The 25,157-nt window shown below is 62.2% G+C and carries 22 protein-coding genes; 6 read left to right on the plus strand and 16 right to left on the minus strand.

Going from position 1 to position 25,157, the window contains the following annotated elements:
• Positions 1-36: 36 nt before the first annotated feature.
• The 3 genes from AC1PUL_RS13440 to AC1PUL_RS13450 all read right to left on the minus strand — a co-directional run bounded on the left by AC1PUL_RS13440 (position 37) and on the right by AC1PUL_RS13450 (position 1,507).
• Positions 37-264, minus strand: a complete 228-nt coding sequence (locus tag AC1PUL_RS13440) for a F0F1 ATP synthase subunit C (RefSeq protein ID WP_006726635.1) — start codon at positions 262-264, stop codon at positions 37-39.
• Positions 265-336: 72 nt separating this feature from the next.
• A complete protein-coding gene (locus AC1PUL_RS13445) occupies positions 337-1,086 on the minus strand; it encodes a F0F1 ATP synthase subunit A (RefSeq protein WP_480464670.1) in 750 nt (249 codons plus the stop codon).
• A gap of 58 nt (positions 1,087-1,144) precedes the next feature.
• Positions 1,145-1,507, minus strand: coding sequence for an AtpZ/AtpI family protein (locus AC1PUL_RS13450; protein ID WP_298464573.1), 363 nt, complete (start codon positions 1,505-1,507; stop codon positions 1,145-1,147).
• A gap of 383 nt (positions 1,508-1,890) precedes the next feature.
• On the opposite strand from AC1PUL_RS13450, the gene AC1PUL_RS13455 reads away from it, so the two are divergent.
• Positions 1,891-2,085 (plus strand): hypothetical protein, encoded by a 195-nt coding sequence (locus AC1PUL_RS13455; RefSeq protein WP_298464576.1) that lies wholly within the window; start codon positions 1,891-1,893, stop codon positions 2,083-2,085.
• A 5-nt stretch (positions 2,086-2,090) separates the two neighbouring features.
• Here AC1PUL_RS13455 and AC1PUL_RS13460 read toward each other — a convergent pair whose 3' ends face one another.
• The 5 genes from AC1PUL_RS13460 to AC1PUL_RS13480 form a co-directional block, all read right to left on the minus strand.
• Positions 2,091-3,266: a cell wall hydrolase gene (locus AC1PUL_RS13460; protein WP_480464671.1), complete on the minus strand. Its 1,176-nt coding sequence runs from the start codon at positions 3,264-3,266 to the stop codon at positions 2,091-2,093.
• Between the two features lie 192 nt (positions 3,267-3,458).
• Positions 3,459-5,351, minus strand: coding sequence for a potassium transporter Kup (locus tag AC1PUL_RS13465; RefSeq protein ID WP_480468581.1), 1,893 nt, complete (start codon positions 5,349-5,351; stop codon positions 3,459-3,461).
• Between the two features lie 24 nt (positions 5,352-5,375).
• Positions 5,376-6,353 (minus strand): magnesium transporter CorA family protein, encoded by a 978-nt coding sequence (locus AC1PUL_RS13470; RefSeq protein ID WP_480464672.1) that lies wholly within the window; start codon positions 6,351-6,353, stop codon positions 5,376-5,378.
• Between the two features lie 158 nt (positions 6,354-6,511).
• Positions 6,512-7,666 carry an iron-sulfur cluster carrier protein ApbC gene (gene apbC, locus AC1PUL_RS13475; RefSeq protein WP_480464673.1) on the minus strand — a complete coding sequence of 385 codons (1,155 nt, stop codon included), beginning with the start codon at positions 7,664-7,666 and terminating at the stop codon, positions 6,512-6,514.
• A gap of 344 nt (positions 7,667-8,010) precedes the next feature.
• Positions 8,011-8,748, minus strand: a complete 738-nt coding sequence (locus AC1PUL_RS13480; RefSeq protein ID WP_480464674.1) for a LuxR family transcriptional regulator — start codon at positions 8,746-8,748, stop codon at positions 8,011-8,013.
• Between the two features lie 404 nt (positions 8,749-9,152).
• Here AC1PUL_RS13480 and AC1PUL_RS13485 point away from each other — a divergent pair, with 404 nt between their 5' ends.
• Positions 9,153-9,989, plus strand: a complete 837-nt coding sequence (locus AC1PUL_RS13485; RefSeq protein ID WP_480468582.1) for an SMP-30/gluconolactonase/LRE family protein — start codon at positions 9,153-9,155, stop codon at positions 9,987-9,989.
• A gap of 220 nt (positions 9,990-10,209) precedes the next feature.
• Positions 10,210-10,989, plus strand: a complete 780-nt coding sequence (locus AC1PUL_RS13490) for a PRC-barrel domain-containing protein (protein WP_480464675.1) — start codon at positions 10,210-10,212, stop codon at positions 10,987-10,989.
• Between the two features lie 67 nt (positions 10,990-11,056).
• On the opposite strand, the gene AC1PUL_RS13495 is transcribed toward AC1PUL_RS13490, so the two are convergent.
• Entirely contained in the window at positions 11,057-13,102 is a 2,046-nt protein-coding gene (locus AC1PUL_RS13495; protein ID WP_480464676.1) for an oxidoreductase, read from the minus strand.
• Between the two features lie 195 nt (positions 13,103-13,297).
• A complete protein-coding gene (locus AC1PUL_RS13500) occupies positions 13,298-14,839 on the minus strand; it encodes a trimethylamine methyltransferase family protein (protein WP_480464677.1) in 1,542 nt (513 codons plus the stop codon).
• Between the two features lie 88 nt (positions 14,840-14,927).
• On the opposite strand from AC1PUL_RS13500, the gene AC1PUL_RS13505 reads away from it, so the two are divergent.
• A complete protein-coding gene (locus AC1PUL_RS13505) occupies positions 14,928-15,830 on the plus strand; it encodes a LysR substrate-binding domain-containing protein (protein ID WP_480464678.1) in 903 nt (300 codons plus the stop codon).
• A 12-nt stretch (positions 15,831-15,842) separates the two neighbouring features.
• Here the strand turns inward: AC1PUL_RS13505 and AC1PUL_RS13510 are convergent, their stop codons facing one another.
• Both AC1PUL_RS13510 and AC1PUL_RS13515 read right to left on the minus strand, forming a co-directional pair.
• Positions 15,843-17,204, minus strand: a complete 1,362-nt coding sequence (locus AC1PUL_RS13510) for a putative bifunctional diguanylate cyclase/phosphodiesterase (RefSeq protein ID WP_480464679.1) — start codon at positions 17,202-17,204, stop codon at positions 15,843-15,845.
• Positions 17,205-17,316: 112 nt separating this feature from the next.
• A complete protein-coding gene (locus AC1PUL_RS13515; protein WP_480464680.1) occupies positions 17,317-19,065 on the minus strand; it encodes a response regulator in 1,749 nt (582 codons plus the stop codon).
• A 278-nt stretch (positions 19,066-19,343) separates the two neighbouring features.
• Between AC1PUL_RS13515 and mutL the strand changes: the two genes are divergently transcribed.
• Both mutL and AC1PUL_RS13525 read left to right on the plus strand, forming a co-directional pair.
• Complete coding sequence (gene mutL, locus AC1PUL_RS13520; protein WP_480464681.1) at positions 19,344-21,194, plus strand: DNA mismatch repair endonuclease MutL; 1,851 nt, start codon at positions 19,344-19,346, stop codon at positions 21,192-21,194.
• A gap of 94 nt (positions 21,195-21,288) precedes the next feature.
• On the plus strand, positions 21,289-21,519 hold the full coding sequence (locus AC1PUL_RS13525; protein WP_162548179.1) for a DUF2093 domain-containing protein: 231 nt from the start codon (positions 21,289-21,291) through the stop codon (positions 21,517-21,519).
• Between the two features lie 3 nt (positions 21,520-21,522).
• On the opposite strand, the gene lpxK is transcribed toward AC1PUL_RS13525, so the two are convergent.
• From lpxK to AC1PUL_RS13545, 4 genes are all read right to left on the minus strand, one after another.
• Complete coding sequence (lpxK, locus tag AC1PUL_RS13530; RefSeq protein WP_480464682.1) at positions 21,523-22,557, minus strand: tetraacyldisaccharide 4'-kinase; 1,035 nt, start codon at positions 22,555-22,557, stop codon at positions 21,523-21,525.
• Between the two features lie 114 nt (positions 22,558-22,671).
• Positions 22,672-23,379 (minus strand): HAD family hydrolase, encoded by a 708-nt coding sequence (locus AC1PUL_RS13535; RefSeq protein WP_480464683.1) that lies wholly within the window; start codon positions 23,377-23,379, stop codon positions 22,672-22,674.
• Between the two features lie 20 nt (positions 23,380-23,399).
• The gene (waaA, locus tag AC1PUL_RS13540; protein WP_480468583.1) at positions 23,400-24,719 is read right to left on the minus strand and encodes a lipid IV(A) 3-deoxy-D-manno-octulosonic acid transferase; all 1,320 of its coding nucleotides are present in this window, start codon (positions 24,717-24,719) and stop codon (positions 23,400-23,402) included.
• Between the two features lie 155 nt (positions 24,720-24,874).
• Complete coding sequence (locus tag AC1PUL_RS13545) at positions 24,875-25,111, minus strand: DUF4170 domain-containing protein (protein ID WP_162548176.1); 237 nt, start codon at positions 25,109-25,111, stop codon at positions 24,875-24,877.
• Between the last annotated feature and the right edge of the window lie 46 nt (positions 25,112-25,157).

Genomic DNA, 25,157 nt, shown 5'->3' on the forward strand with positions numbered 1-25,157 from the left:
TCGTCGGCGCGCCGTGATCCCAAACTCCAGCCGTTATTAGACGGCGAACAGGAGAAGGAGAGCGATGAGCAGCGAGAAGATGCCCAGAGCTTCCGTAACGGCGAAGCCGAATACCAGACGGCCGAACTGGCTGTCAGCAGCCGACGGGTTGCGCAGTGCGCCGGTCAGGTAGTCACCGAAGATACGGCCGAGAGCGAGGGACGTACCAGCCATGCCGAGGCATGCGAGACCCGCGCCGATGTACTTTGCTGCTTCCGCTTCCATATGGATACTCCTTCGAATGGGTTGTTGCGGCTGTTTTTGACGCCCGGGAGGCCGGGGCCAGCGACTTTATTCTCAGTGACCACCATGCACGGCGTCGTTCAGGTACATGCAAGTGAGTACCGCGAAGACGTAGGCCTGCAGGAAGGCAACGAGAAATTCGAGAGCGGTCATGGCGACCGTCATGATGAGGGGCAGGATGGAGCCTGCGACGCCGACGGCACCAGCAGCGCTCATCGACACGACGAAGCCCGCGAAGACCTTCAGCGTGATGTGACCGGCCAGCATGTTAGCGAAGAGACGGACGGAAAGGCTGATCGGGCGCGACAGGAAGGACACGACCTCAATTGCGGAGACGAGCGGCAGAAGCGCGCCCGGAACGCCGGATGGCGCGAAGATCGAGAGGAAGTGCAGACCGTGCTTGTAGAAGCCGTAGATCAGGACCGTCAGGATCACGAACAGCGCCAGTGCGAAGGTGACGATGATCTGGCTGGTGACCGTGAAGAAATAGGGGAACATGCCGAGCAGGTTCGCCGTCAGGACGAACATGAAGAGCGAGAAGACCATGGGGAAGAACTTCATGCCCTTGGGGCCCGTGCCTTCCCGCAGCATGGATGCGATGAATTCATAGGCCATCTCGGCGACCGACTGCATGCGCGTCGGGATCAGGCCGCGATTGGCGGTCGAGAAGTAGAGGAAGCCCGACGCGGCTGCGACGGTTGCCACCATGAACAGGGAGGCATTGGTGAACGAAAAATCAATCCCGCCGATCTCGATCGGTACAATCGGCTTCACAAGGAACTGGGAAGTGGGATCGTTTGCCACGTTCTGCTCTTTCGCTTTCGCCGCCGAAGCGGTCCATTCTCGTTTCAGGGCGATCGCGTCAGCGACCCTTGCCCTTGTCGTCCAAGTCCAGTCTGCGATCCGCAGGATGCGGCGATGCCACGATCCCGACGACGCGCATGACGTTCAACACGCCGGCACAGAAACCAATCAGAAGCATGACGATCATGCCCCAGGGCGCCGTGCCCACAAAGTGGTCGAAGAGATAACCCAGGAGCGCGCCAACGATGATGGCGGAGATGAATTCGCTCGAGATCTTCATCGCCATCCCGTAACCCTTGCGGGTTTCGTCGGCTTTGCTCTCGGCGCGTTCCTCATCCTTGACCTTGGCATCCCGCTCAGCGAGTTCCGCGGCCAGCCGTCTACGGCGCTCTTCCAGATCTTCTTCCCGGTGGTCCGTCATGGCTCTCTCCGCCCGTTGCCTGTTTCAAGGGCCGTTCATGCGCCCGATTTGAATGCAGAAACGGCGAGATAGAAACCCTTCTGGCCCGCTTTGAAGTCGGGCGCACCATAATTTTGAGCCCCTGCATAGTCAAGGCACCAAAGCGCCAAGTTTCACCACAAATTAACCCCGAAAAATCATAGACTTAAGTCCAAGAAGCTGAATCGTCGCAGATGACGGACGACAAATCCGGTCAATTGGCCGCAAGCGCCGGCCAGAATCTGCCATAATCACGTAGACGTGCAATTGGCGTCATCGACTGCCCGGGCGGGGCTCAGGCCGGACGATTGCGGAAGCACCAAAGGCATGGGAGGCTTGTGCCGGACGGTCGAGACGGGGGACCCATGACGCGCTTCTTTGTCCGCATTCTGATCAGCATCGTTCTCGGCTGGACGATCGGCGTCTATGCTGCCTTGACCTTCGGTCCGGAGGGCAATCTGACGCCGATGATCTATATCTTTTTCACGGTTCCGCTGACCTATGCCTGCTCATTCCTGATCGTGCCGCTGTTGAGTGGCTGGCTCGACCGGCTTCGCTGACCCGATCAGCTCCAGCCGCCGCCATAGGTGCGGTAGAAGATGTGTTTGCCGATCTTCTCGACGCGCTTCATCGTCGGGCCCCAGGCGGGGCTGACATAGGTCGCGTGGTAATGGGTTGCGGAGCCGACATCCTTGAACCAGATCTTTCCGGCGGTGACCGCCATGGCGATCTCCTTGGCAATCTTCCAGTGACGCGGTGATGTCACGATGTCGGGAATACGATCGCAGGCAAAGGAGAACTGGCAGCGGTTGCGCCAGTCTTCGTTCTGGTAGACGACGCCGCAAATCGTATCGGGGTAGTGCGGGTTGCGCACGCGGTTGAGGATGACCTGGGCGACGGCGGCCTGGCCCTTGACCGATTCGCCGCGGGCCTCGAAGTAGATGCCTTCGGCGAGGCACTTCTGTTCCTTGTCGGAAAAGACGCTGGCCGGCAGCGGCGTCGCAGCCCAGGCATGGTCCTGAGGGTCGATTTCGGGAACGAAGCGGCCCTGGTCCTGCTGCTTTTCGGTCAGGATGCTGTCGAAGGGCGACACCCTGGCATAATCCGGCGCCGGCGGAGCATAGGCGGTTGCCAGGACGTCCGGTACAGGATTGGTCACGAGATCGGCGATCATCGGCGGCAGCGAGGGATCGATTGCCGGCTTCTCGCGCTTGAAGTAGAAGCTCGCGAGTTCAACCGGCTTTGCCTTTTCCTCCTTACGGGCGAAAACGGATGGCGCCTTCAGTTCCGGCTCCATCAGCGAGCTCGTGCGCTGCAGGATCGATCCGGCGGAGAAGGCACGTGGCGGCTGCATCGGCTCGACGGCGACCACCCTGCCCTTCTTCTGGTCGCGGGTCACGCGCATCTCGTCCGGCAGGGAATTCGGATCGGCCTTGCCGCCATCGAAAGCAATGCGGCGACCGTCGGGCAGAATAAGCCCTGCGCCACCGGACAGCGCTTCCGAGGCCTCCCCTTCCGAGAAGGCGAGATTGGCCTCATGGATCGAGCCGGCTGGCGTGGATGTCATGACCATGCGCCAGTTGCTGGCACCGCGGTCAAGACCGGTGAGGAGGCCAGCCATATCGGCCTGGGCGGCAACGGATGGGAAAATCAGCCACGAAGCAAGGCCGAAGACCAGGGGTGAGGTCCAGTTCTCCAGTCGGGAGAGGACCTTCTTCGAAGGACGAAACTTGAGACGCAAGGCCACACTCCAACACACGCTGACACGGGTCCGATGGTTCGAACCCAAACAGGATTACATTAGAGGAATATGTCTCGTTAACCTTGATGCTTGGTTAATGCCGGATCACAGGATCGGGAGCGCAAAGCATCAAACGACAAGACCGCCGGCGCTGCCGACGGTCCCTGGTCCATGGCTCTAGAGGCGTACCGGTCAGATGATGACGTGGGAGCCGAGTTCGATCACGCGGTTCGCCGGCAGGCGGAAGTAATCAGAGGGGTCGGCTGCGGCTTCCGCGAGTGCGATATAGAGCCGGTCCTGCCAATGCGGCATGCCCATGCCCTGACCGGCGACCAGCTTGCGGCGGCCAAGATAGAAGGAGGTCGACATGATGTCGAACTTCAGGCCACCCCGGCGCAGGCTGGCCAGCGTCTTGGAGACGTTCTGCGTCTCCATGAAGCCGAAGCGGATCTCGACGCGGGAGAAGCGCTCGGACAATTCCTCGACGGCGAATCGGTCCTCCTCGGCGATGCGGGGGCGTCCCAGCGTGCGGATGGTCAGGATGATGTTGCGTTCGTGGATGACATGGTTGTGCTTGAGATTGTGCATCAGCGCCGCCGGAGCACGGGTCGGGTCGCTGGTCAGGAAGATCGCGGTGCCTGCAACGCAGGCCGGGCTATGCTCGCCCTTCTTTTCGATCATGGCAATAAAGGCTTCGAGCGGAATGTCGTCACGGCGGGTCTTCTGGAAGAGGATCGCCGTTCCCCGGCGCCAGGTCCACATAACGATCGTGAAGGCGGCCGCGAAGAGGACGGGAATATAGCCGCCGTCATGGATCTTCAGCAGATTGGCGCCGAGGAAGACCAGTTCGAGCAACAGCAGCGGCGCGAGCACCGAGACGGCCAGGGGCAGGCTCCAGTTCCACTTCTTGCGGACGAATTCGAAGGCCATGATGGTGGTGACAACCATGGCGCCGGTGACGGAGATGCCATAGGCGGTGGCCAAGGCTTCGGAGCTCTCGAAGAGGAGAACCAGCGCAAGCACGCCGACGAGCAGCAGTGTATTGACAGAAGGCAGATAGATCTGACCGCTCTGGGTTTCCGATGTGAACAGGATCTGCATGCGCGGCAGGAAGCCCAGGTGGATCGCCTGGCGCACCAAGGAGAAGGCGCCAGTGATCACCGCCTGGCTGGCGATGATGGTGGCAAAGGTCGCGAGGACGACGACCGGCAGCAGCGCCCAGGACGGAAACAGCAGATAGAAGGGATCAGACGCCGTCGAGGGATCGCTGAGCACCAGGGCACCCTGGCCGAGATAATTCAGGACCAGTGCCGGGAAGATCAGGAAGAACCAGGCAAGCTGGATCGGCTTGCGGCCGAAGTGGCCGAGATCGGCATAGAGCGCTTCGGCGCCGGTGACGGTCAGGAAGACGGCACCGAGGACGACGATGCCGAGGAAACCCTCACGCCAGAGGAAGGTCGCGGCGTACCAGGGATTGAAGGCCGCAAAGATGCCGAGGTCGTCGAAGAGGTGGTAGATGCCGCCGGCGGCCATGACGAGGAACCAGATCGCCGTGATCGGGCCGAAGAAGCGGGCCATGGCGCCCGTGCCGCGCGACTGGACGGCAAAGAGGCCGATCAGGATGGCCAGCGAGATCGGCACGATGAATTCCGACATGTCGGGCGCGACGAGCTTGAGGCCTTCGACGGCAGACAGGACGGAAAGCGCGGGCGTGATCATGGAATCGCCGAGGAAAAGAGCCGCGCCGATCAGGCCCAGAACCATCAGGATCGGTCCGTGGCCGTTTGCCGTCTTCGACAGGAGCGCCAGGAGCGAGAGGGTGCCGCCTTCGCCGTCATTGTCGGCGCGCAGCAGGAAGAGGACATATTTGAGTGTGACGATGATGGTCAACGACCAGATCATCAGCGAGATCAGGCCGATGATTTCGACACGGGTGATCCCGTCAACGCCGATCGGCTTCAGGGCCTCGCGAAACGCATAGAGCGGGCTGGTGCCGATGTCGCCATAGACGACGCCGACCGAACCGAGCGCGAGAAGAAAAAGACTTCGTGCATCCTTCGGACCAGCCACCGGCTGGTGATCCATCTGCTGCATGGGATATCAGGCTCTTTAGAGCCAGCCTTTCCAACGGAAAAACAAGAAGGGGATGATGGCGGAGAGCAGCATGGCGAAGAGCGCCATGGGGTATCCGAAAGTCCATCCGAGTTCCGGCATGAATTGAAAGTTCATGCCGTAGATCGACGCGACAAGGGTGGGGGGTAGGAAGACCACCGAGGCGATCGAGAAGATTTTGATAATCGCATTCTGCTCGACATTGATCAGGCCGAGCGAGGCATCCAGCATGAAGGTGATGTTGTTGCCGACGAAGGCTGCATGCTCGCCGAGCGACTGCACGTCGCGCGCAACGATGGTGCAGAGCTCGGCGGCGTCTTCGTCGCGGCGCACGACAGGCTGCGCCTGAAGGAAGATTACGAGGCGTGACAGCGATACGAGGCTGTCGCGCACCTTGCTGACCAGCTGATGATGGCTGGCAATATCGAGGAGCTTGTCTTCGAGGAAGCGCGGCGGGCGACGTTTGGCCGCCTTTCGATTGACGAAGATGGTGATCGACAGCGAGTCGAGGCGCGAGGCCACCGTCTCCAGAATTTCGGCCGTCCGATCGACAATCGTCTCCAGCAGATGACCGAGAAGCTTGGCGCCCGTGTCACACTGCCCGTTGAGGCGAAGCAGGCTGGCGCTGAACAGTGCGAAGGATTTGGGTTCCGCATAGCGGATCGTAATCAGACGCCCGCGATAGAGAATGAAAGCGACATCTGTGAGCAGCGGAAGGGTGGAATCCGCCCTGTAGATCAGCGACGCCGTCATGTAGATCGCGTCGTTCTCGACATAGAGACGGCTGGAGGGCTCGATGTCCTTCAGCTCTTCCGGCGTCGGCAGCAGAATGCCGATCCGGCTTTCGACGAAGTGTTCTTCTTCGCGGCTCGGCTTGATCAGATCGATCCAGATGATGTCTTCGTGGAAATCGCCCGTCGCCGGCTCGATACCGATGACCTCGGCACTTCCGTCTTTTCTGTAGGCCCGTATCAAGGACTGAACACCTTCATGGCACGCCGCGCGATTGAGGCTCTAGAGCCAATCATAGTCCTGATCCGAATTCCAAAGCAATTGCTGCAGCACAGCAATGCAGCTGACGCAGGTCTGTTCGGACCAAAACCTTTGAACTTTCGCGCGCCGCCGGGAAAAGATCACTCGAAGACGATCGTCGGGGCAGCTCGACCGGAGCGTGCCTTGACCTGATCCCAGACCTTCGTGGCGATGTTGCGATAGACCTTCGCCTGCGGTCCGTCGGGCTCGCTGACAACGACGGGCGTTCCGGCATCCGAAGTCTCGCGGATCGAAATGGTGAGCGGCACCTCGCCGAGGAAGGGAACGCCGATCTTTTCAGCTTCCGCCCTCGCCCCGCCATGGCCGAAGATGTCGTAGCGGTTGCCGGTGTCGGGGGCGATGAAATAGCTCATGTTCTCGACGATGCCGAGCACGGGCACCTCGACCTTGTTGAACATGTTTAAGCCCTTGCGAGCATCGATGAGCGCGAGATCCTGCGGCGTGGAGACGATGACCGCACCTGATAGTGGCACCTGCTGGGCCATGGTCAGCTGCGCGTCGCCGGTGCCGGGCGGCATGTCGACCACGAGCACGTCGAGATCACCCCAGGCGACCTCGCGCAGCATCTGCATGAGCGCCGACTGGACCATCGGGCCGCGCCAGATCATCGCGGTCCCTTCATCGACCAGGAAGCCCATCGACATGACCTTCATGCCGTAGTTCTCCATCGGCACGATGATGCGATTTTCGATCTGCTGCGGGCGCCCGGTGATGCCAAGCAGTCGCGGCATGGAAGGACCATAGACATCGGCATCGAGAATCCCGACGCGAAGGCCGTTCGCTTTCATCGCCAGAGCAAGGTTGACGGCAGTGGTCGATTTGCCGACGCCGCCCTTGCCGGAGGCGACCGCAATGATCGCTTCAATGCCGGGAACGCCGGCCTTTGACCGCTGCGGACCGCTGGGCGCGGGACCGTGATTGTGCCCGTGATTGTGCGCGGGCGCGGACGCTTGCGGACGCGGCGGCGGCGGCGCTGAGCCCTGCTTGCGCTCGGCCGTCAGGCTGACGACAGCCCCTTTCACACCCGGCAGCGCCTTGACGGTGCGCTCGGCGGCCTGGCGCAGAGGCTCCAGCTCCTGGGCGCGCTCGGCGGGCACATTGATGGAAAAATAGACCTTGGCATCGGAAATGAAGACATCCGAGACCATGCCGAGGTCGACAATGTTGCCGTCGAGATCCGGTCCGCGGATCCCCTTCAGCGCCTCTACCACCCGCTCGCGCGACAACTCGGCCATATCGATCTTCTTTCCACTGCGTCATTCACGTCAGCGAAATCAGATAATGGAGCGGAAGGCATTCGCCAACTGCAAATGCGGGCCTCAGCTGCGACCTTTGCGGCAGAGACAGACAAGCCGCCTGCGGAGAGCACCCCCCGCGGCGGCTTGTCAGGCTGCACCCGTTGACGGGTGTCGTGCAACGTCCCCTCTGGACTGTCCATATCAATGCAGAAAGCGTGCCAAACTGAAAATGGCCGCAATTGATGATCGCCAACGCCATAGCTGCGCCGGATTTCAACACGCGTGCCGATAAAACAGGCCGGACCAGAACGTAGCGCACAAAAATGCACCAGCGTTTACCTTTACTTGATCAATCCGAGGCGCAGCGCCTTAGCGACCGCCTGGGTCCGGTTGACGGCATCCAGCTTCTTGGTGGCGCGGTTCAAATAGTGGTTGATCGTATGTTCCGAGAGGGTGAGGATCTCGGCGATCTCGACGCTGGTCTTACCAGCAGCCGTCCAGTTGAGGCAGTCAAGCTCCCGTTCTGTCAGCATGTCGCTGCTGCGGCTGTCCATCTCGCGGATCTCGGCAAGACGGTTGAACACATGGGCTGCGATATAGGAGAGCTGCATCATCTCGAGCGTATCGAAGGGATCACGATCGCCGATGAAAGAGACAGCACCACGGGCGCCGGTCGCGTCGTGAACCGGGAAATAGGCGCCACGATTCATCCGGAACCGGTGGAAGAGTGCCTTGGAGATCTCGCCGGTCTCCGGATCGCGCTGCGTCGCAATCTGGTCGATGTCGAAACCGATCGGAATGGAAGAGCGGCGCAGATGCGCCAGCACAGGACTTCCGGAGAGCAGGGAGATCTGATCGAACTCGGTGATCAAATCGGAAGGCCAGTTGGTGATGATCGAACTGCTGCTCAGGTCTTGCGCGGTCGCGCCGGGCATATTCAGCACCATGAAGGCACGGGCACCATATTGCTCCGTGACCCGTTTCATGAAGCGGAAGACGTCGAACTGGGTCTTGAAGCCCTTGATGTCGGCGACGAACCCGTCAACGCGGGCGCCAGCTTGTAAATCCTGGTTCGTCATCACACACCCGTCCATTCCGGATCACCGGTCACGAGGCTCAGGAAGATTGTCCAAGACGTGTACGTCAACTGCTATATCACCTGCCAATGGTCATGGATCGAGAACTTCGTGCCTGCCCTAAACGCGAGCCTAGTCCCCATCATCGCCGGATCCTGCTTGCGATATCATTCGGAAGAATGAATGAGAGAAGGGACACCCAAAGGCGATATCAACAGCGAATCTGGACCCTTAAGTTGCTGAAGCATAGACTTGTAAACGCTCCAGGGTCCAGATACCCCAAAAATTTTACCGTAAACCTCTGTCTTCGACCTTAGTCGCAGAGCAGAGATAAACAGACAACGACAAGGAGGACGCGCGTGATCGCGACACAAAGCTTCAATGGCAAGCCACTCATCGAAGACCTGATGGAATTGGGTGAAGGCCCCACCTATGATGCCGCGACAGGCCTGCTCTACTGGTTCGACATTCTCGGAAAGACGCTGTGCGCCCTTGATGTGGCGACCGGCGAACTTTCCAAACATCCCCTTCCCTTCCTTGGCAGCGTTCTGGCTGTTGTCGATGAGAAGCGGCAGCTCATTGCCTCCGATCAGGGTCTCTTCCTGCGGGACGGGATGACAGGCACCCTGTCGGCCTATGCCACGATCGAGGACAAGCCACAGAACCGCTCCAACGACGGCCGCGTCCATCCAAGCGGGGCGCTGTGGATCGGCACGATGAGCCGGACGGCCGAAACCGGCGCTGGTGCCATTTATCATGTGGCCGGCACCGTGGTGACCAAGCTGTTCAATGCCGTCAGCATCCCAAACGGGATCTGCTTCTCGCCGGATGGCAGCGTGGGCTACTTCAATGATTCGAAGGTCAACCACATGATGCGGGTCGAGCTCGATCCAGCGACCGGCCTTCCCACATCCGCACCGACCGTGTTCATCGACCAATCTCGCCGTCAGGGGGTGATTGACGGATCGGTGGTCGATCTCGATGGCACTATCTGGAACGCAAACTGGGACGGCGGGGCTGTGGATCGCTACGCACCGGACGGAAGCCAGATTGCCCGCTACGCCGCCCCGATGCGCCGCCCCACCTGCCCCGCTTTTTATGGCAGCCGTTTTGATCGGCTCGCTGTAACCTCCTGCTGGGAGGGGCTCAGTGATGCGGAGCGAGCCGAAGACAAGCTTGCTGGCGTGACCTTCGATCTCGGCGTCTCAGTCAAGGGTAAGCCCGAACCGCGGTTCAAGCTCTAAAATCGAGACTTGGCATAAACCACGGGGAATGCGGGGCCAAAGCCGGCCCCGCAAACCACGTTGCCAGCATTTTGTTCCGATAGATCCATCAAAATATTCAAAGACTAAGGGGCGGAACGATCGGCCCCGACGGACATTTTCCTCCTGAACCGACGCCCCCGCCCCATGCCGAGCGGGAAGCGTCAGTCGCAGACCATCTCAGAGGAAAGGTAGGTCCATCATGAACACGTCTCTCAAGACCCTCGCTGCAGCCATGCTGCTCGGCTCCACCGCCATGGCACCGTTTGCTATCGCTCAGGACGCAGCTCCCGGTGCGACGACCACACCGCCAGCGGCAACCGACGGCGCGGCAGGCACCGGCTCCGGTGACGCCGGCACTGGCGTTCCCCCTGTAACCCCCGGTGCCAACAGCGGCGCTGCCGGCTCGACCGGCACCATGGGCACGACCGCCCAGGATACGACAGGCGCTGCTTCCGGCAATGCCAGCTATCTGACGGAACAGGCCGAGAACCACATCTCTGTCAATGACTTCATGGGTCAGCCGATCTACACCGCCGACAATCAGTCGATCGGTGACATCAATGATCTCCTCGTCGAAGAAGACGGCGGCATCGTCGCAGCTGTTGTCGGTGTGGGCGGCTTCCTCGGGATCGGCGAAAAGAATGTCGCTGTTCCCTTCGAGAACATCACCATCACCCGCGTCATGGACGATGACATGTCGATGACCGGCACTGAAGGCGCTGCCACCACGGACGGCACGGCTGCCACCGGCACCAACGGCACAGGTGCTATGGGCACGACCGACACCACGGCCGCAACAGATACCACGGCCACGAATAGCGGCGAGACCCAGATGGAGCGTGTTGCAGACGCCGAAGTTCGCCTGACGACGACCGAGACGGCCGAGAGCCTGCGCAATGCCCCGGAATTCCGCACGCTGGAAGACCAGGCCAATAACGCGACCGACGGCACCACAACCTCGTCGACGGATGACAACTGATCCCGGAACGAGCCACGTGCTCACGGTCCTGACGGGCGGCGCTTCGGCGCCGCCTATTCTTTTGTCGTCACAAAAGGCTGCAGAAGCGCAGGGCGTCATAGATCGCCGCATGGATATTGCGGCTTTCGATGGCGTCGCCGATGCGAAGCAGATCGAAGGCTGCCTCCGCGTTCCTCACCGGAAGCGGATCCCGCCGGGCGATCAGGGCGGGATAGTCGACTGCGCCGCGATTGCGTGAAAGAGGTTTCAGCTCCAGGTACAGATCAGCGTTGGCCAGGGTGCCATGTTCCACGACCACCTGGGCGACACGGCGCTCGGTTCTCGTCTCGGCAAAGTCCGAACCGAGGGTCGCAACGAGGCCATTGCCCTCGCGACGCACGGCGACGAGCCGGGTGTTGATCGTCACCTTCACATTCTTTTCCGCAAACACCTTCGCATAGGGCACATGGTTCATGCCGCCCATTTCGGGTGCGAAGAAGCGCTCCGGCGAGACGACTTCCAACTCGACCCCGGCATTGGCGATCACTTCCGCAGCACTCATGCCGGGATGGCCACCATTGTCGTCGAAAAGCAGAACGGGGCCTTCGGGCTTGATGCTACCCGCGAGGATATCCCAGCTTGACGTGACGAGTTCCTCGCCTGCCTCCAGCTCCGGTGACTGCGCGATGCCACCCGTGGCGATGACCACCAGATCGGGTTGGAAAGCGAGTACGTCCTCGGCACCGGCATAGGTGTCGTAATGGATGGCAACGCCCAGACGATCGAGTTCCGCCAGACGCCAATCGACGATGCCGACCATTTCCTTGCGGCGCGGATTGCGGGTCAAGAGGTTCACCTGGCCACCGGCCCGGCTCGATGCCTCCAGGACCTCGACATGGTGGCCGCGTTCGGCGAGCACGCGTGCAGCTTCGAGGCCCGCCGGCCCCGCCCCGACGACGACGGCCTTGCGGAGTTTCGCTGCCTTGGGCAGGTCATGCGGGATCAGGGCTTCGCGGCTGGTCGCGGCATTGTGGATGCAGAGCGCCTCGCCGCCTTCATAGATGCGGTCGAGACAATAGGTGGCGCCGACGCAAGGGCGGATCTGATGTTCACGGCCTTCGATGATTTTTCTGACAATATACGGATCGGCGATATGGGCGCGGGTCATGCCGACCATATCGAGCTTGCCTTCGGCGATCGCATGGCGGGCGGTCGCGACATCGGCGATGCGGGCGGCATGGAAGACCGGGAACTTGGTCGCCGCGCGCACGTCACCGGCGAAATCCAGATGCGGCGAGGCGGCCATGCCCTGGATGGGGATGACGTTGTTCAGTGCCGCGTCGTGCTCGATATGGCCCCTGATAATGTTCAGGAAGTCGATCTTGCCGCCGCCGGCGAAACGCTTGGCGATCTCGACGCCTTCGTCGCGGCTCAGACCCTTGTCCCAGTCCTCGTCGGCGACCATGCGAATGCCGACGATGAAATCCGGGCCGACGGCCTTTCTAACGGCTGATATCACCAGGTTGGAAAAGCGCATGCGGTTGTCGAGCGAGCCGCCGAATTCATCCTCGCGCCTGTTGGTGGCAGGTGACCAGAAGCTGTCCATCAGGTGGCCGTAGGCCTCGAACTCGATGCCATCGAGGCCGGCCTCCTGCATGCGGGCGGCGGCGGTCGCATAGTCCTCGACGATGCGCTCGATGTCCCAGTCCTCGATCTCCTTCGGGAAATGCCGGTGGGCCGGCTCGCGGATCGGGGAAGGCGCGAGTACCGGTAGCCAGTCGCCCTTGTTCCAGTTGGTGCGTCGGCCGAGATGGGTGAGCTGGATCATCACGGCGCAGCCATGCTCGTGACAGTCGTCGGTGAGGCGCTTCAGATGCGGGACGATCTCGTCCTTCCAGGCCAAGAGGTTGCCAAAGGCGGGCGGGCTGTCGCGGCTGACACTGGCGGAGCCTGCCGTCATGGTAAGCGCGATGCCGCCTTTCGCCTTTTCGACGTGGTAGAGCCGGTAGCGCTCGGTCGGCATGCCCGCTTCCGAGTAGGCCGGCTCATGCGCAGTCGACATGATGCGGTTCTTCAGCGTCAGGTGCTTCAACTGGAAAGGCTGGAGAAGGGGATCCTTGCTGCGATCAAGCATGGGGCATACCCCCCTCTGCCCTGCCGGGCATCTCCCCCTCAAGGGGGGAGATCGGATTGTCGCTGCCCTCCCAATCCGTTGATTTCAGTCCGGGCGGACAGTGGAACCGCAGGGCAGCGGATCGACCAATCTCCCCCCTTGAGGGGGAGATGTCACGGAGTGACAGAGGGGGGTATTTCATCGGCTTCTTATCTTTCAGTACCAGGCGTCCGGCTTGGCGCGTTTCGTTCTCTCGACATAATCCAGAAGCGCCTCGTCGATGGCGACGTCCAAAGGCGGCGCTTCGTATTCGGCGAGCGTCTTTTTCCAGCGGGCGTTGGCACGTGTTGCCATATCGGTGGAGCCGGCTTCCGACCATTTTTCGAAGGGTTCGTTATCCGATAGGGCCGAATCCCAGAAGGCGGTCTGGTAGTTGCGCATCGTATGGGCCGAGCCCAAGAAATGGCTGCCGGGGCCGACCTCTTCGAAGGCATCCATGGCGAGCGTGTTGTCATCGACGACGACGCCGGCGAGGTAAGAATGCAGGGCGCCGCAGAAGTCGGTGTCCATGACGAATTTCTCGTAGGACATGGCGAGCAGCCCGTCGACGAAACCGGCCGAATGCAGGATGAAATTCGCACCGCAATGCACGGCTGATAGCATCGACATGACGCCCTCCTGCATGGCCTGGGCATCGGGCAGTTTGGAATTGGAAAAGTTGCCGGCACAGCGGAGCGGAAGTTTTAGCCGCCGGGCGAGCTGGCCGATGACCATGGAGCCGATCGCAGGTTCCGGCGTGCCGAAGGTCGGCGACCCCGAGCGCAGAGACATTGAGGAGAGGAAGTTGCCGAAGATGACCGGCGCGCCCTTGCGTTCCAGCTGGGTCAGGGCACAGCCGGCCATGGTTTCGGCCAGCGACTGGGCGATTGCCCCGGCATTGGTGACCGGGCCCATGGCGCCGCCGAGGATGAAGGGCACGATGACGGCTGCCTGGTTGGCGCGAGCATAGGCGCGCAGAGCCTTTGTCATCGTGCCGTCCCAGACGAGCGGCGAGTTGACGTTGACATTGCCGAGGATGACGCAGTTCCGGTCGACGAAATTGGCTCCGAACAGGATGCGGGCCATCTCGATCGATTCTTCGGCGCGGTCCTCTGCCGTCACCGAGCCCATGAACGGGCGGTCGGAATATTTCATGTGGCTGTAGACCATGTCGAGGTGGCGCTTGTTGACGGGCACGTCGACCGGCTCGCAGATCGTGCCGCCGGAATGATGCAGCCAGGGCGAGGACTGGGCAAGCTTTATCAGGTTGCGGAAATCCTCGATCGTGCCATAGCGGCGGCCCTTATCGAGGTCCATGACGAAGGGCGAGCCATAGGCCGGCGAGAAGACGACGGCGTTGCCGCCGATTTCGACATTGTTGGCCGGATTGCGGGCGTGCTGGGTAAAGACTGCCGAGGCCGAGGCAAGGATCTCGCGCAGCATTCCCTTGGGGAACCGCACGCGAAGACCATCCATCTCGGCGCCCGCCTTGCGCCAGAGCTCCAGCGCTGCCGGGTCGTCGCGAAACTCGATGCCGATTTCGGCGAGGATGCGATCGGCCACCGCTTCGATGCGTTCGAGATTTTCCTCCGACAGGATGTCGTAGGTCGGGATGTTGCGCCTGATATAAGGCACCACCAGAGGCGAGACCAAGGCTCCCCCTCGCCGAGCCGATCGCTGCCTGCGCGTGCCCGGGTTTTCCGCAAGTGCCTGATCCATGACGCTTCCCCTCGTTTTCTCAAAGGCTAATCCAGGCCAAAGCGCCTGTGACGCTGGAAAATTGCTGGAGATGCAATAAGCTCAGCTTATGACTACATTTCGCAGCCTCATCCCCTCGGCCAATGCGCTGGTGATCTTCGAAGCCGCGGGTCGACACGAGAACTTCACTCGGGCAGCCGAAGAGCTCGGCATGTCGCAGGTCGCCGTCTCCTATGCCATCCGTGGGCTCGAACAACAGCTCGGCACGCAGCTCTTCGAGCGGCAGCACCGGGCAGCAAAACTGACGGAGGTTGGCGAGCGGTTTCATGCCGATGTCTCAGCCGGGCTGTCTCGCATTGGCCGGGCGGCGGAAGAAATCCGAATGAAGGGGCGCGAGGTGAATGTGACGCTCGCGGCCTCGACTGCTTTTGCTTCAATGTGGATGCTGCCGCGACTTTCCGCCCTCAGGGACGATCTTCCAGATATCGACCTCCGGATCCAGACCAGCGTGCGGGATCTCGATCTCGATGAGGAAGACATTCCGCTCGGGGTGCGCGGTGGTAATCCGCAGGACTGGCCGCATTACCATTCGGCTGAACTGGCGCCGGAGATCGTGACGGCCGTCGCGAGCCCCGCCTTCGTCGAGGCGAACGGCTTGCCTGATAGTCCAGAGGCAATCGCCCGGCACCGGCTGATCTGGCTGGAAGAACCGGTGCGCCAGGCCTGCAGCTGGCCGGAATGGTTTGCCTCGGCCGGCATCGACTACCGGCCAACGGGGCGGCGACTGGCGATCAATGATTATGTTCTGGTGATCCAGGCGGTGCTGGCCGGCCAGGGCATTTCGCTCGGCTGGCGGCATTTGGTCGAGCGGCTGGTTGAGCAGGGGCAGCTGGTAGAAGTGGGCGGACATGCGCTGCGCACGGGTCAGGCCTTCCATATCGTCTGGCCCCGGTCGCGCGAGCTCAGCGCAGCGGCCACGCGGGTGCGCGACTGGTTGCTAAGGCAGACCTAAGTAACAAGAGGGTCAGGCGGAGGCGCGATCGACAAGCGCGAAGTCGTGATGGTTCTCGGCCAGGTAGCGCAAGGTGGCGGCCGCATCGACCGGTTTGCCAAAGTAATAGCCCTGCCCCATGCCGCAACCGAGTTCGCGCAGCTTCTGGGCTTCGGCCTCCGTCTCGATGCCTTCGGCCACGACTTCGAGATCAAGGCCCTCGCACATGCTGACGATCGCCTTGATGATGTGCTCGGAGGTTCGATCCGTCGTGATCGCCGAGACGAAGGCGCGGTCGATCTTGACTTTGTCGAAGGTGAATTCGCGCAGGCGCCCGAGGCTCGACTGGCCGGTGCCAAAGTCGTCGAGCGAGATGCGGATACCGGCGTCCTTCAATTCCTTGATGATCCGCCGCGCGGTGTCGGCGGAAGACATGACGGCCGTCTCGGTGATTTCGAGTTCCAGGCGGCGCGGATCGAAGCCGACGCTGTTGAGGATCGACAGCGTATTGAACGAGGTTCTGAGGTCCATGAGCTGGACCGAGGAGAGGTTGAACGAGAGGAAGAGATCGCGTGGCCAGGCCAGTGTCGCCTCTGCCGCCTTGCGCAGCAGCGTCTCCGAGAGCGTATCGATGAAGCCGCGCTCTTCGGCGAGCGGCACGAAGACGGCCGGCGAGACGAAACCGAGATCGGGATCGATCCAGCGGGCGAGCGCCTCGAAGCCGACGACGCGGTTGTCGCGCAGACGCACGATCGGCTGGAAGTGGACGTCCACCGTGTCGTTGATGATGGCATTGCGCAGCGCCTGTTCGAGCTGCGTCGCCTGCTTCATCTCCTGGGCGATCTCGCGGGAGTAGACTGTGATCTGGCCGCGGCCTCGGCGCTTGGAGCGGTAGAGCGCCGTCTCGGCACTCTTCATCAGCTCTTCGAAATCCTCGCCGGCAAAGGGATAGACGGCAAAACCGAGGGAGGCGGAAAGGCGCACGTTGCGATCACCGAGATCGTAGGGTGCAGACAACACATCCTTGATCAACTGACCGGCGCGTTCGGCGCCAAGACGCTCGAAGACCAGCGGCAGGACGATCGCGAATTCGTCTCCATCGTGGCGGGTCACGATCGCGCCATCGGGCACGCAGGCTTTCAAACGGTGGGCGACCTGACACAGGATCTCATCGCCGGAGGCCTGGCCGAAAAGGTCGTTGATCGGCTTGAAGCCGTCGAGATTGACGATGCCAACGGTGAAAGGGGCGGGATCGGATGCGCGATCGGCCGCAAGCTGGCGCACCTTGTCGCACAGCCTCAGTCGGTTGCCGAGGCCGGTCAGTCTATCGGTGTAGCCTGTCGTCTTCTGGTCGCTCTGGTGTTGCCGCTCAGGGCCTAGTCCGGCGGGACCCATTTATTCTTCCTGGTACGGTTCCTTCACGCGTGCCAGAATGGGTCTAAAACATTAAAATTATCATATCGATGCATATAATGCTTTAGTCCCAGCCACCCCGAAATCGGGGGGGTCACGCCGTCGATGCCAGCCGGGTGATATCCGGAACCAGGCGCCGGATGGCCTGATCAACCACGTCGGGGCTGAGGGGCTTGAGAATGACATCGTTCATACCGGAAGCGAAGCAGGCTTCGCGATCCCTGTCGAAGGCCTGGGCAAGAACGCCGATGATCGGCGTCGGCATGCGGGCGTCCTCAGGCGTCCGGCGGATCTGACGGGCGGCTTCGAAGCCGTTCAGGACAGGCAGGGTCACGTCCATCAGCACAATGGCGGGCTTCAGTTCCGCCTGAAGACGCACGGCCGCTTCGCCATCGGTGCAGATATGATAGGCATAGCCCAGACCTTCGAGGATCTGCGAGAATACGATCTGGTTGATCTCGTTGTCTTCAGCGACGAGCACCAGGGACGGCGACGGGGGCGACGGCGGAGCGATCTCCGACGGTCTGAGCGAGGCGCGCTCATGGCTGCCCGGCATTACGGTTTCAGCTGATGGGGGCGTCTCTTCCGTGGAGATTTCCCAGTCATCTGCCGCCGACGGGGGCGGCTGCAAGGCGGTCAAGCGTTCAAGAACGGCGAATGCGAGACCCGTTTCGATTTCATGGACCGCGAGCGTCAGGTAATCCACGTCGACGGCCTGGAGCAGTTCCAGGCATTGCATATCCAGATCGACATCGACAATCGCAAGGTCGATGGCAACGCCGACGGATCGTGCCACTGACAGGAAGGCATCGAGCTCCTGTTCGTCGCGGACACAGCAGCTGTCGAGACCAAGGAGTTGCAGCATTTCGAGTGCTCTCGCCTCAAAGTCCCGGTCCCCGGTGACAAGCAGCGCCTTGCGGCCGCGCAACCGTCCATCAATGCCGGTATATCCCGCAATGTCATTTTGGAGAGCATCGGCCTCTTCACCCTTGGCAGATGCAAGATCAAGGGCCGCCCCGACTTCGCCGAAACTCGCCACGATCAGATAGCGGCCGGGCGTTCCGACCCGCTGGACATGAACGAGGATCGGCCTTGGGGGATCTCCGTAGAGGCGCATCGGCAATGTGAGGGAGGATGTGATACCGGTTTCAAGCACCTGCCTCGACACCGTCGTCAGACGACCGGCAATCTCCGCCTCGAACAGAGGGGCGATCGTGCCGCCCAGCGCGTGGTCGGCGCCAACGGAGATGGCCGAGCAGAAGATCTTGTTGACGGCCACGAGTTGTAGGTTGCGATCCTGGACGAAGACCGGATGGGCCAGATTGTCGAGGATTTCCTCGGTGAGTTGGACGCGTTCGATATCGGCACGCCATTGCTCTTCACGCCGCTTCTGCTCCGTGATGTCGCTCATCACGCAGAAGCCATAGCCGGAAGACAGACGCCGCTTGGAAAACCGGGTCCAGCGCTTGCCGGTATCGCAGGCCTGGATCTCCGAGCGCTCCTTCCAGTGGGCGGCGATCTGGCGGGTCAGCCATTCCTCGCGGCTGAGCGTTGCGTCCGACTGGCCGCTCGCGGCATGACGCAGGCCGAGGTCGTAGGCTGCGCCGAGGATATCTCTCAAACGCGTTCCGGGCGCAAAGTAGGAGGCCGGCAGCGGCAGGAACTGGCGGGCGCTGCGGCTGGCAAAGATCAGATGATCGTTGCGGTCATAGACGATGAAGGCGGAAGAGAAGGCCTCGGACACCGCATCCAGCAGGGCAGCATCGAGCGTGGCTTCGGCCGACGGATTGTCGTGCCCCTGCCGTCTCTTGTCCTGGCCGGGGGCCGGTGGAAACTCGCTCACACTGCTGCCTCTTGGAACCTTGCCGCGGAACACGACAAGACTTTTGTGGGGCTGATGCCATGACTGAGACATGCCGTGTTGCGCTACCGGCGGGAACCCACACGAGGGACACATCGGCCGTACCCTCATTCCGCTGCCAGCGGACCTGCTTCCGGAGACATTGCAAGTCATTGTTCATATTAGAGACATTCCGTTAAGGCCCGCTTAATGATCGCATTCGCCGCACACACGGACGATTTCGTCTTTCGTCGAAGGCGCGAATCCGCGAAAATGAAATCATGATCATCAAGCAGCTTTCCGAAACCCTGATCAACCAGATCGCCGCCGGCGAGGTCATCGAGCGACCGGCCAGTGCGGCGAAGGAATTGATCGAGAATGCGATCGACGCGGGCGCCACCCGGATCGAGGTGGCGACGGCCGGCGGCGGCAAGACGCTCTTGCGCGTCATCGACAATGGCTGCGGCATGGGGCCGGAGGATCTGGCGCTCGCCATCCGCCGGCATTGTACGTCGAAGCTCAGCGAGACGCTGTTCGATATCCGCTCGCTCGGCTTTCGCGGCGAGGCCCTGCCCTCGATCGGCTCGGTGGCGAAGCTGACGATCACCAGCCGTCCGGCGGGCGCCGACAGCGGTGCGGAGCTCGCCGTGGTCGGCGGCAAGGTTGGGGATGTCAGGCCGGCGGCGGCCAATCCGGGCACGACGGTCGAGGTGCGCGATCTCTTCTTCGCGACACCGGCGCGGCTGAAATTCATGAAGACCGAAAAAGCGGAAGCCGGCGCGATCACCGAGATCGTCAAGCGCATGGCGATTGCCTTTCCGGCCATCCGCTTCGTGCTTTCCGGCACCGACCGCTCGACGCTCGAATTTCCCGGCACCGGTGACGATCATCTGGCGCGCATCGCCCAGGTGCTGGGTACCGATTTCAAGGAGAATGCCATCGAGCTCGATGCCGAGCGCGAAGACGTGCGGCTGACGGGCTTTGCCGGCGTGCCGACCTTCAACCGGGGCAATTCGGCCCATCAATATGCTTTCGTCAATGGTCGGCCGGTCCAGGACAAGCAGATCCTGTCGGCGATCCGTGGTGCCTATGCCGAGACCATTCCGCAGGGTCGCTATCCGGTGGCCGTGTTGTCGCTGACGCTTGATCCGGCGCTGGTGGATGTGAACGTGCATCCGGCGAAATCGGATGTGCGTTTCCGGGACCCCGCTCTGGTCCGTGGCCTGATCGTCGGAGCCATCAGACAATCTCTGCAGCGCGAGGGCGACCGGGCGGCAACAACCGGCGCCGGCGGGATGCTGCGGGCGTTTCGCCCGGGATTTTCGCCGCAGCCGGCGCAGGCCTGGTCACCGGCCAGCTCGCCTTCGCGGCCGCTTCATGGAGCCACGCCGAGCTTCGGCGGCGGATTGGCCGGGGCTGCAGCGCCTGCGGCCCGCGGGTTTGGCGAGGCTGCACAGGCGGCCTTTGACAGCCTGTCGATGCCAACTGCCAGGAGCGAGCCGATCGTGACCGCTCCTGAAACGCAGGGCGCGACCGTCGAGGCGATTGCCAGCTATCCGCTGGGGGCCGCGCGGGCGCAGGTGCATGCGAATTACATCGTGGCGCAGACGGATGACGGGCTTGTCATCGTCGACCAGCATGCCGCCCATGAGCGGCTGGTCTTCGAACAGATGCGCAAGGCGCTGACGGGTCGCAGGCTCCCGTCGCAAGGGCTGCTGATCCCCGAGATCGTCGACCTGCCGGAAGAAGACTGCGACCGGCTGATGACCCATGCGGAAAGCCTGGAGCAGCTGGGGCTTGCCATCGAACGCTTCGGTCCGGGCGCGATTGCGGTGCGCGAGACGCCGGCCATGCTCGGCGAGATGGATGCGACGCAGCTGGTGCGTGACCTCGCCGACGAGATTGCCGAATGGGATACGGCCGATCGGCTGTCGGCGAAGCTTGAGCATGTCGCGGCGACCATGGCCTGTCACGGCTCGGTGCGCTCCGGACGGCGCCTCAGGGTCGAGGAGATGAATGCGCTTCTGCGCCAGATGGAGCAGACGCCGGGGTCTGGCCAGTGCAACCACGGGCGGCCGACCTATGTGGAGCTGAAGCTCTCCGACATCGAACGTCTGTTCGGACGGAGCTGAGCGGCATTCGACGGGGTTTTGGGGTGGAGCATCTTTCATTCGCCGGGAGGGCGCTGTATTGCAGTTCCGTGACACGCGGCGCAGGAGAAGAGTGATGAACCGTTTCGAAGGCGGCGGAAACCGCGAAGCCAAGATCCGCTATCTCGATGCCGATTTCCAGATCCTGACGCCCGGAACCTTCGTCACCTGCGCGATCACCGGTCGCCCGGTCATGGTCGACGAGCTGAAATACTGGAGCGTGGCGCGGCAGGAAGCCTATGTCGATGCGGCAGCCTCGCTGGAAGCCGAAAAGCGCGCGGGCGCCCTGCCCAACCAGCGCCGCTGAGCTTTACGCCTTCCTTGCCAGACGCCTGCGGCGGCATGCCTCGATCGCCTGGTCGATGATCAGGCCCGGCGCCTTCGGATCGTCGAACAGCATGTCGACATCCACCACGCGCGATTTCTCCCGAAGCTCTTCCGAACGCCCGTGACCACCTGTCAGGCGCACACTGTCCTTGGCGGTGGTGACGAGTTGCAGACCCTGCTTTTCGGCACGGGCCAGCAGGTCCGCGATCTCGTCGTCGGCGAGGTGGTGGTGGTCGGGAAAATCCTGGCGGTCGGCGATGACGGCGCCGAGCTCTTCCAGCGTGCGGTAGAACTTGTTGGGATCGGCAATCCCGGCATAGGCCAAGACCGAGCGGCCGCGGAGATCCTCGGCCGCGCGCGGCGTGACATTGGCCACGAGGACCGGCTTTCCGCTCCGCGATGCCTGCCGGACGAACTGATCGGCGGCGTCCCCTCGCCCGACCTTCAGGATGGCATCGAGATGGCGCATCTGGATGCCGATCGGCGCGCGCACGGGGCCTGACGGAACGACCCAGCCATTGCCGATGCCGCGCAGGCTGTCGATGACGATGAGCGCATAATCGACGGTGAGCCGGGCGCTCTGGAAACCGTCATCCATGATGATGAGATCGGCGCCTTCGGCGACCAGCTTTTCGGCGCCGGCGATCCGGCGGCGGGAAATGACAGTCAGCGCCTCGCGGGCCAGCAGCAGGGGTTCGTCTCCAACGGCGGTCGATCGATGGTGATGACTGTCAACGACGGTGGTCACATCGAGCGAGCCGCCATAGCCACGGCTGAGGAAACCCGGCTTCAGGCCCTTGGCCTTGGCGGCGCGGGCAATGGCAATTGCGGTCGGGGTCTTGCCGGCACCGCCGACGGTGAAATTGCCGACGCATATGACAGGAACCGGCAGAGCATGCCTGCGACGGTGACGCATGATGGCGCCGGAGATGCGGCCATAGACGAAGGAAAGCGGATAAAGGCAGATCGCCTGCCAGCCGGTCTTGGTCCACCAGAAAGGCGGTGCCTCGGATACCATTCTCGTCCCTGTCGTGACCGCGACGCCCCTGTGGCGTCCTTCCCTTGGGCGCAACAAGAACCATTGCAACGCATAATGGTCAAGCTGGAGCGTTCCAAAATGGCACTGATCACGTCAGGCGAGGACGGCTTCGAGCTCGGTGATATCAGCCAGAACCATGTCGGAATGCAGGGTCAGAGTTTCGCGCGAGCCGGTGCCCGAGAGCACGCCGACCTTCAGCCCGGCGCCGGCATTGCGACCCATGTGGAGATCGTGGTTGTTGTCCCCGACGACGGCGACCTCTAGCGGGGAAAGGCCGGTCGCAGCACAGAAGCCAAGTACCATGCCGGCCTCTGGCTTCTTGCCATGACCGCTGTCATAGCCCGCGACGAAATCGATATAGGGCAGGATGCCGAAGCGTTCGGCGGCCACCCGGATCGAGCGCTCATTGTCGCTGGAGGCGATGCCAAGGCGCAGGCCCTTGCCATGCAGGCGGGCAAAGAGCGGTTCGAGTTCGGTCACGGGGACGGAGAACTCGGCGGCCCTTGCAAAGCAGTCGTCGATCTTCGGAACCAGGGTTTCGAGACCGAAGGGCGAGCCAGCCTCGATCATGCCTTCGGCGATCTCGATCGTGTTTCCGGCGGCAAACAGGCTGTCGGGGACAATCGCGCCGCTTACCGGATCCATGCCGCAGGCGGTCAGCAGACGGTCCGCGAGGGACGCATCGCCATCGGCGGCCATCAGGGCGACTTCGCGGTTGACCGGGCCCCAGCTTGCGTCGAAGTCGAGCAGCGTCCCGTCCTTGTCGAACAGGATGCCGGCGATGCGGGGCTTGTCGGTCATGGATGTGGTCCTGGTGCGTGTCAGCTCTGGCCTGCGGCGCGCGGCTCAAGCTTGGCCTTGACCGAGAGCGGGCTGATATAGGGCTCGAGGCCCTTGAGGGTTGCGGTGAGCGCGCCGCGCATCTCCTGCATGCTTTCGAGACCGGCATCGATCATCTTCGAGCGGGCGACTTCGTTGTTGAGCAGAAAGTGCACGGCCTTGGCGAGCATCTCGGCATCGCGGACGATGCGGGCCGAACCCTTGCGCACGAGGCGCTGGTAGCTTTCGCGGAAATTGCTGACCTGCGGGCCCGAAAGGACCGCGCAGCCGAGCATCGCCGGCTCCAGCGGGTTCTGGCCGCCATCGGCAGAGAGCGAACGGCCGACAAAGGCGACTTCGGTCAGGCGGAGATACAGACCCATTTCGCCGATCGTATCGCCGAGGAAGACATCGGTCTCGGGCGTGATGACATCCCCGCGGGTGCGACGGGCGACGACGAGGCCTTTTTCGACCAGCATGGCCTCGATCTCGTCGCTGCGCTCGGGATGGCGCGGCACGAGCACGGTCAGCATGCCGGTATGGGCCTTCAAGGCACGATGGACCATGGAGGCGATCTTTTCTTCACCGTCGAAGGTGGAGATGGCGGCCCAGGTCTTGCGGCTGCCGATCTGCTGGCGATAGCGCTCCAGCACCTGCTCGTCGCAAGGCGGCGCATCGCTGTCGACCTTGATATTGCCGGAGACGCTGACCGGCCAGGCGCCGAGATCGCGGAAGCGCTCGGCATCGAGATCGGACTGGGCAATGACCAGCGCCAGCTTGCCGAACAGGGTCTCGGCGATCGAGGGGTGGCGCTTCCAGCGATCGAAGGAGCGGTCGGACATGCGGGCATTGACGAGGATCTGCGGAATATGGCGGCGATGCAACTCGGCCAGCGTGGTCGGCCAGATCTCGGATTCGACGCCGATCGCAACGTCCGGCTGCCAGTAATCGAGGAAGCGGCGGACGGAGGGCAAGAGATCAAGCGGCACATACTGGTGCATCACCATATCGCCAAGGCGGTTCCTGGCGACTTCGGCGGAGGTGACGGTGCCCGTCGTCAAAAGCACATGGATGTCGCGGCGGCGCAGTTCGCGCATCAGGGCGACGACGGCGGTGGTTTCGCCAACGCTTGCCGCATGGATCCAGACGAGGGGACCGGCAGGTCTGGCAAGGCTCGCATGGCCGAAGCGTTCGTTGCGGCGGGCGCGGTCTTCCTTACCCTTGGCCGCACGATAGGCGAGCATCGGCCGCGACAGCGGGTAGATGGCGAGACCCAGCCAGCCATAGGACGTCAACGCGAAGGATGCGAGACCGTCGCTCAGTGCCATGGTTCAGACCTGCTCATCTTCATCGACAATGCCATGTTTCCCGTTCAGGAGGCGTCGCTACGCAACAAGAGAGATGCAAGAAGACTGAGTTGAAAACGTGACCCTTCCGGGCCGGATACGGCGGCGGTCAACAAGCCGCCGCCTGAGCCTCACTTGTCGGAGGGGTTCAGCAGCCGATGCATATGCACGATGAAGTAGCGCATATGGGCGTTGTCGACGGTTGCCTGGGCCTTTGCCTTCCATGCGACGAGTGCGCTGGCGTAATCCGGGAAGATGCCGACGATGTCGAGAGCGTCGAGATCACGGAACTGTACTTCTTCGAGGTTCGACAATTCACCGCCAAAAACCAGATGGAGAAGCTGCTTGTTTTCGTTGGTTTCCGTCATGATTGCGGCCTTTTTCACATTCTTGGTCTGTTGCAATTCATCTGCG

The sequence above is a fragment of the Rhizobium sp. P43 genome, from assembly GCF_056730705.1.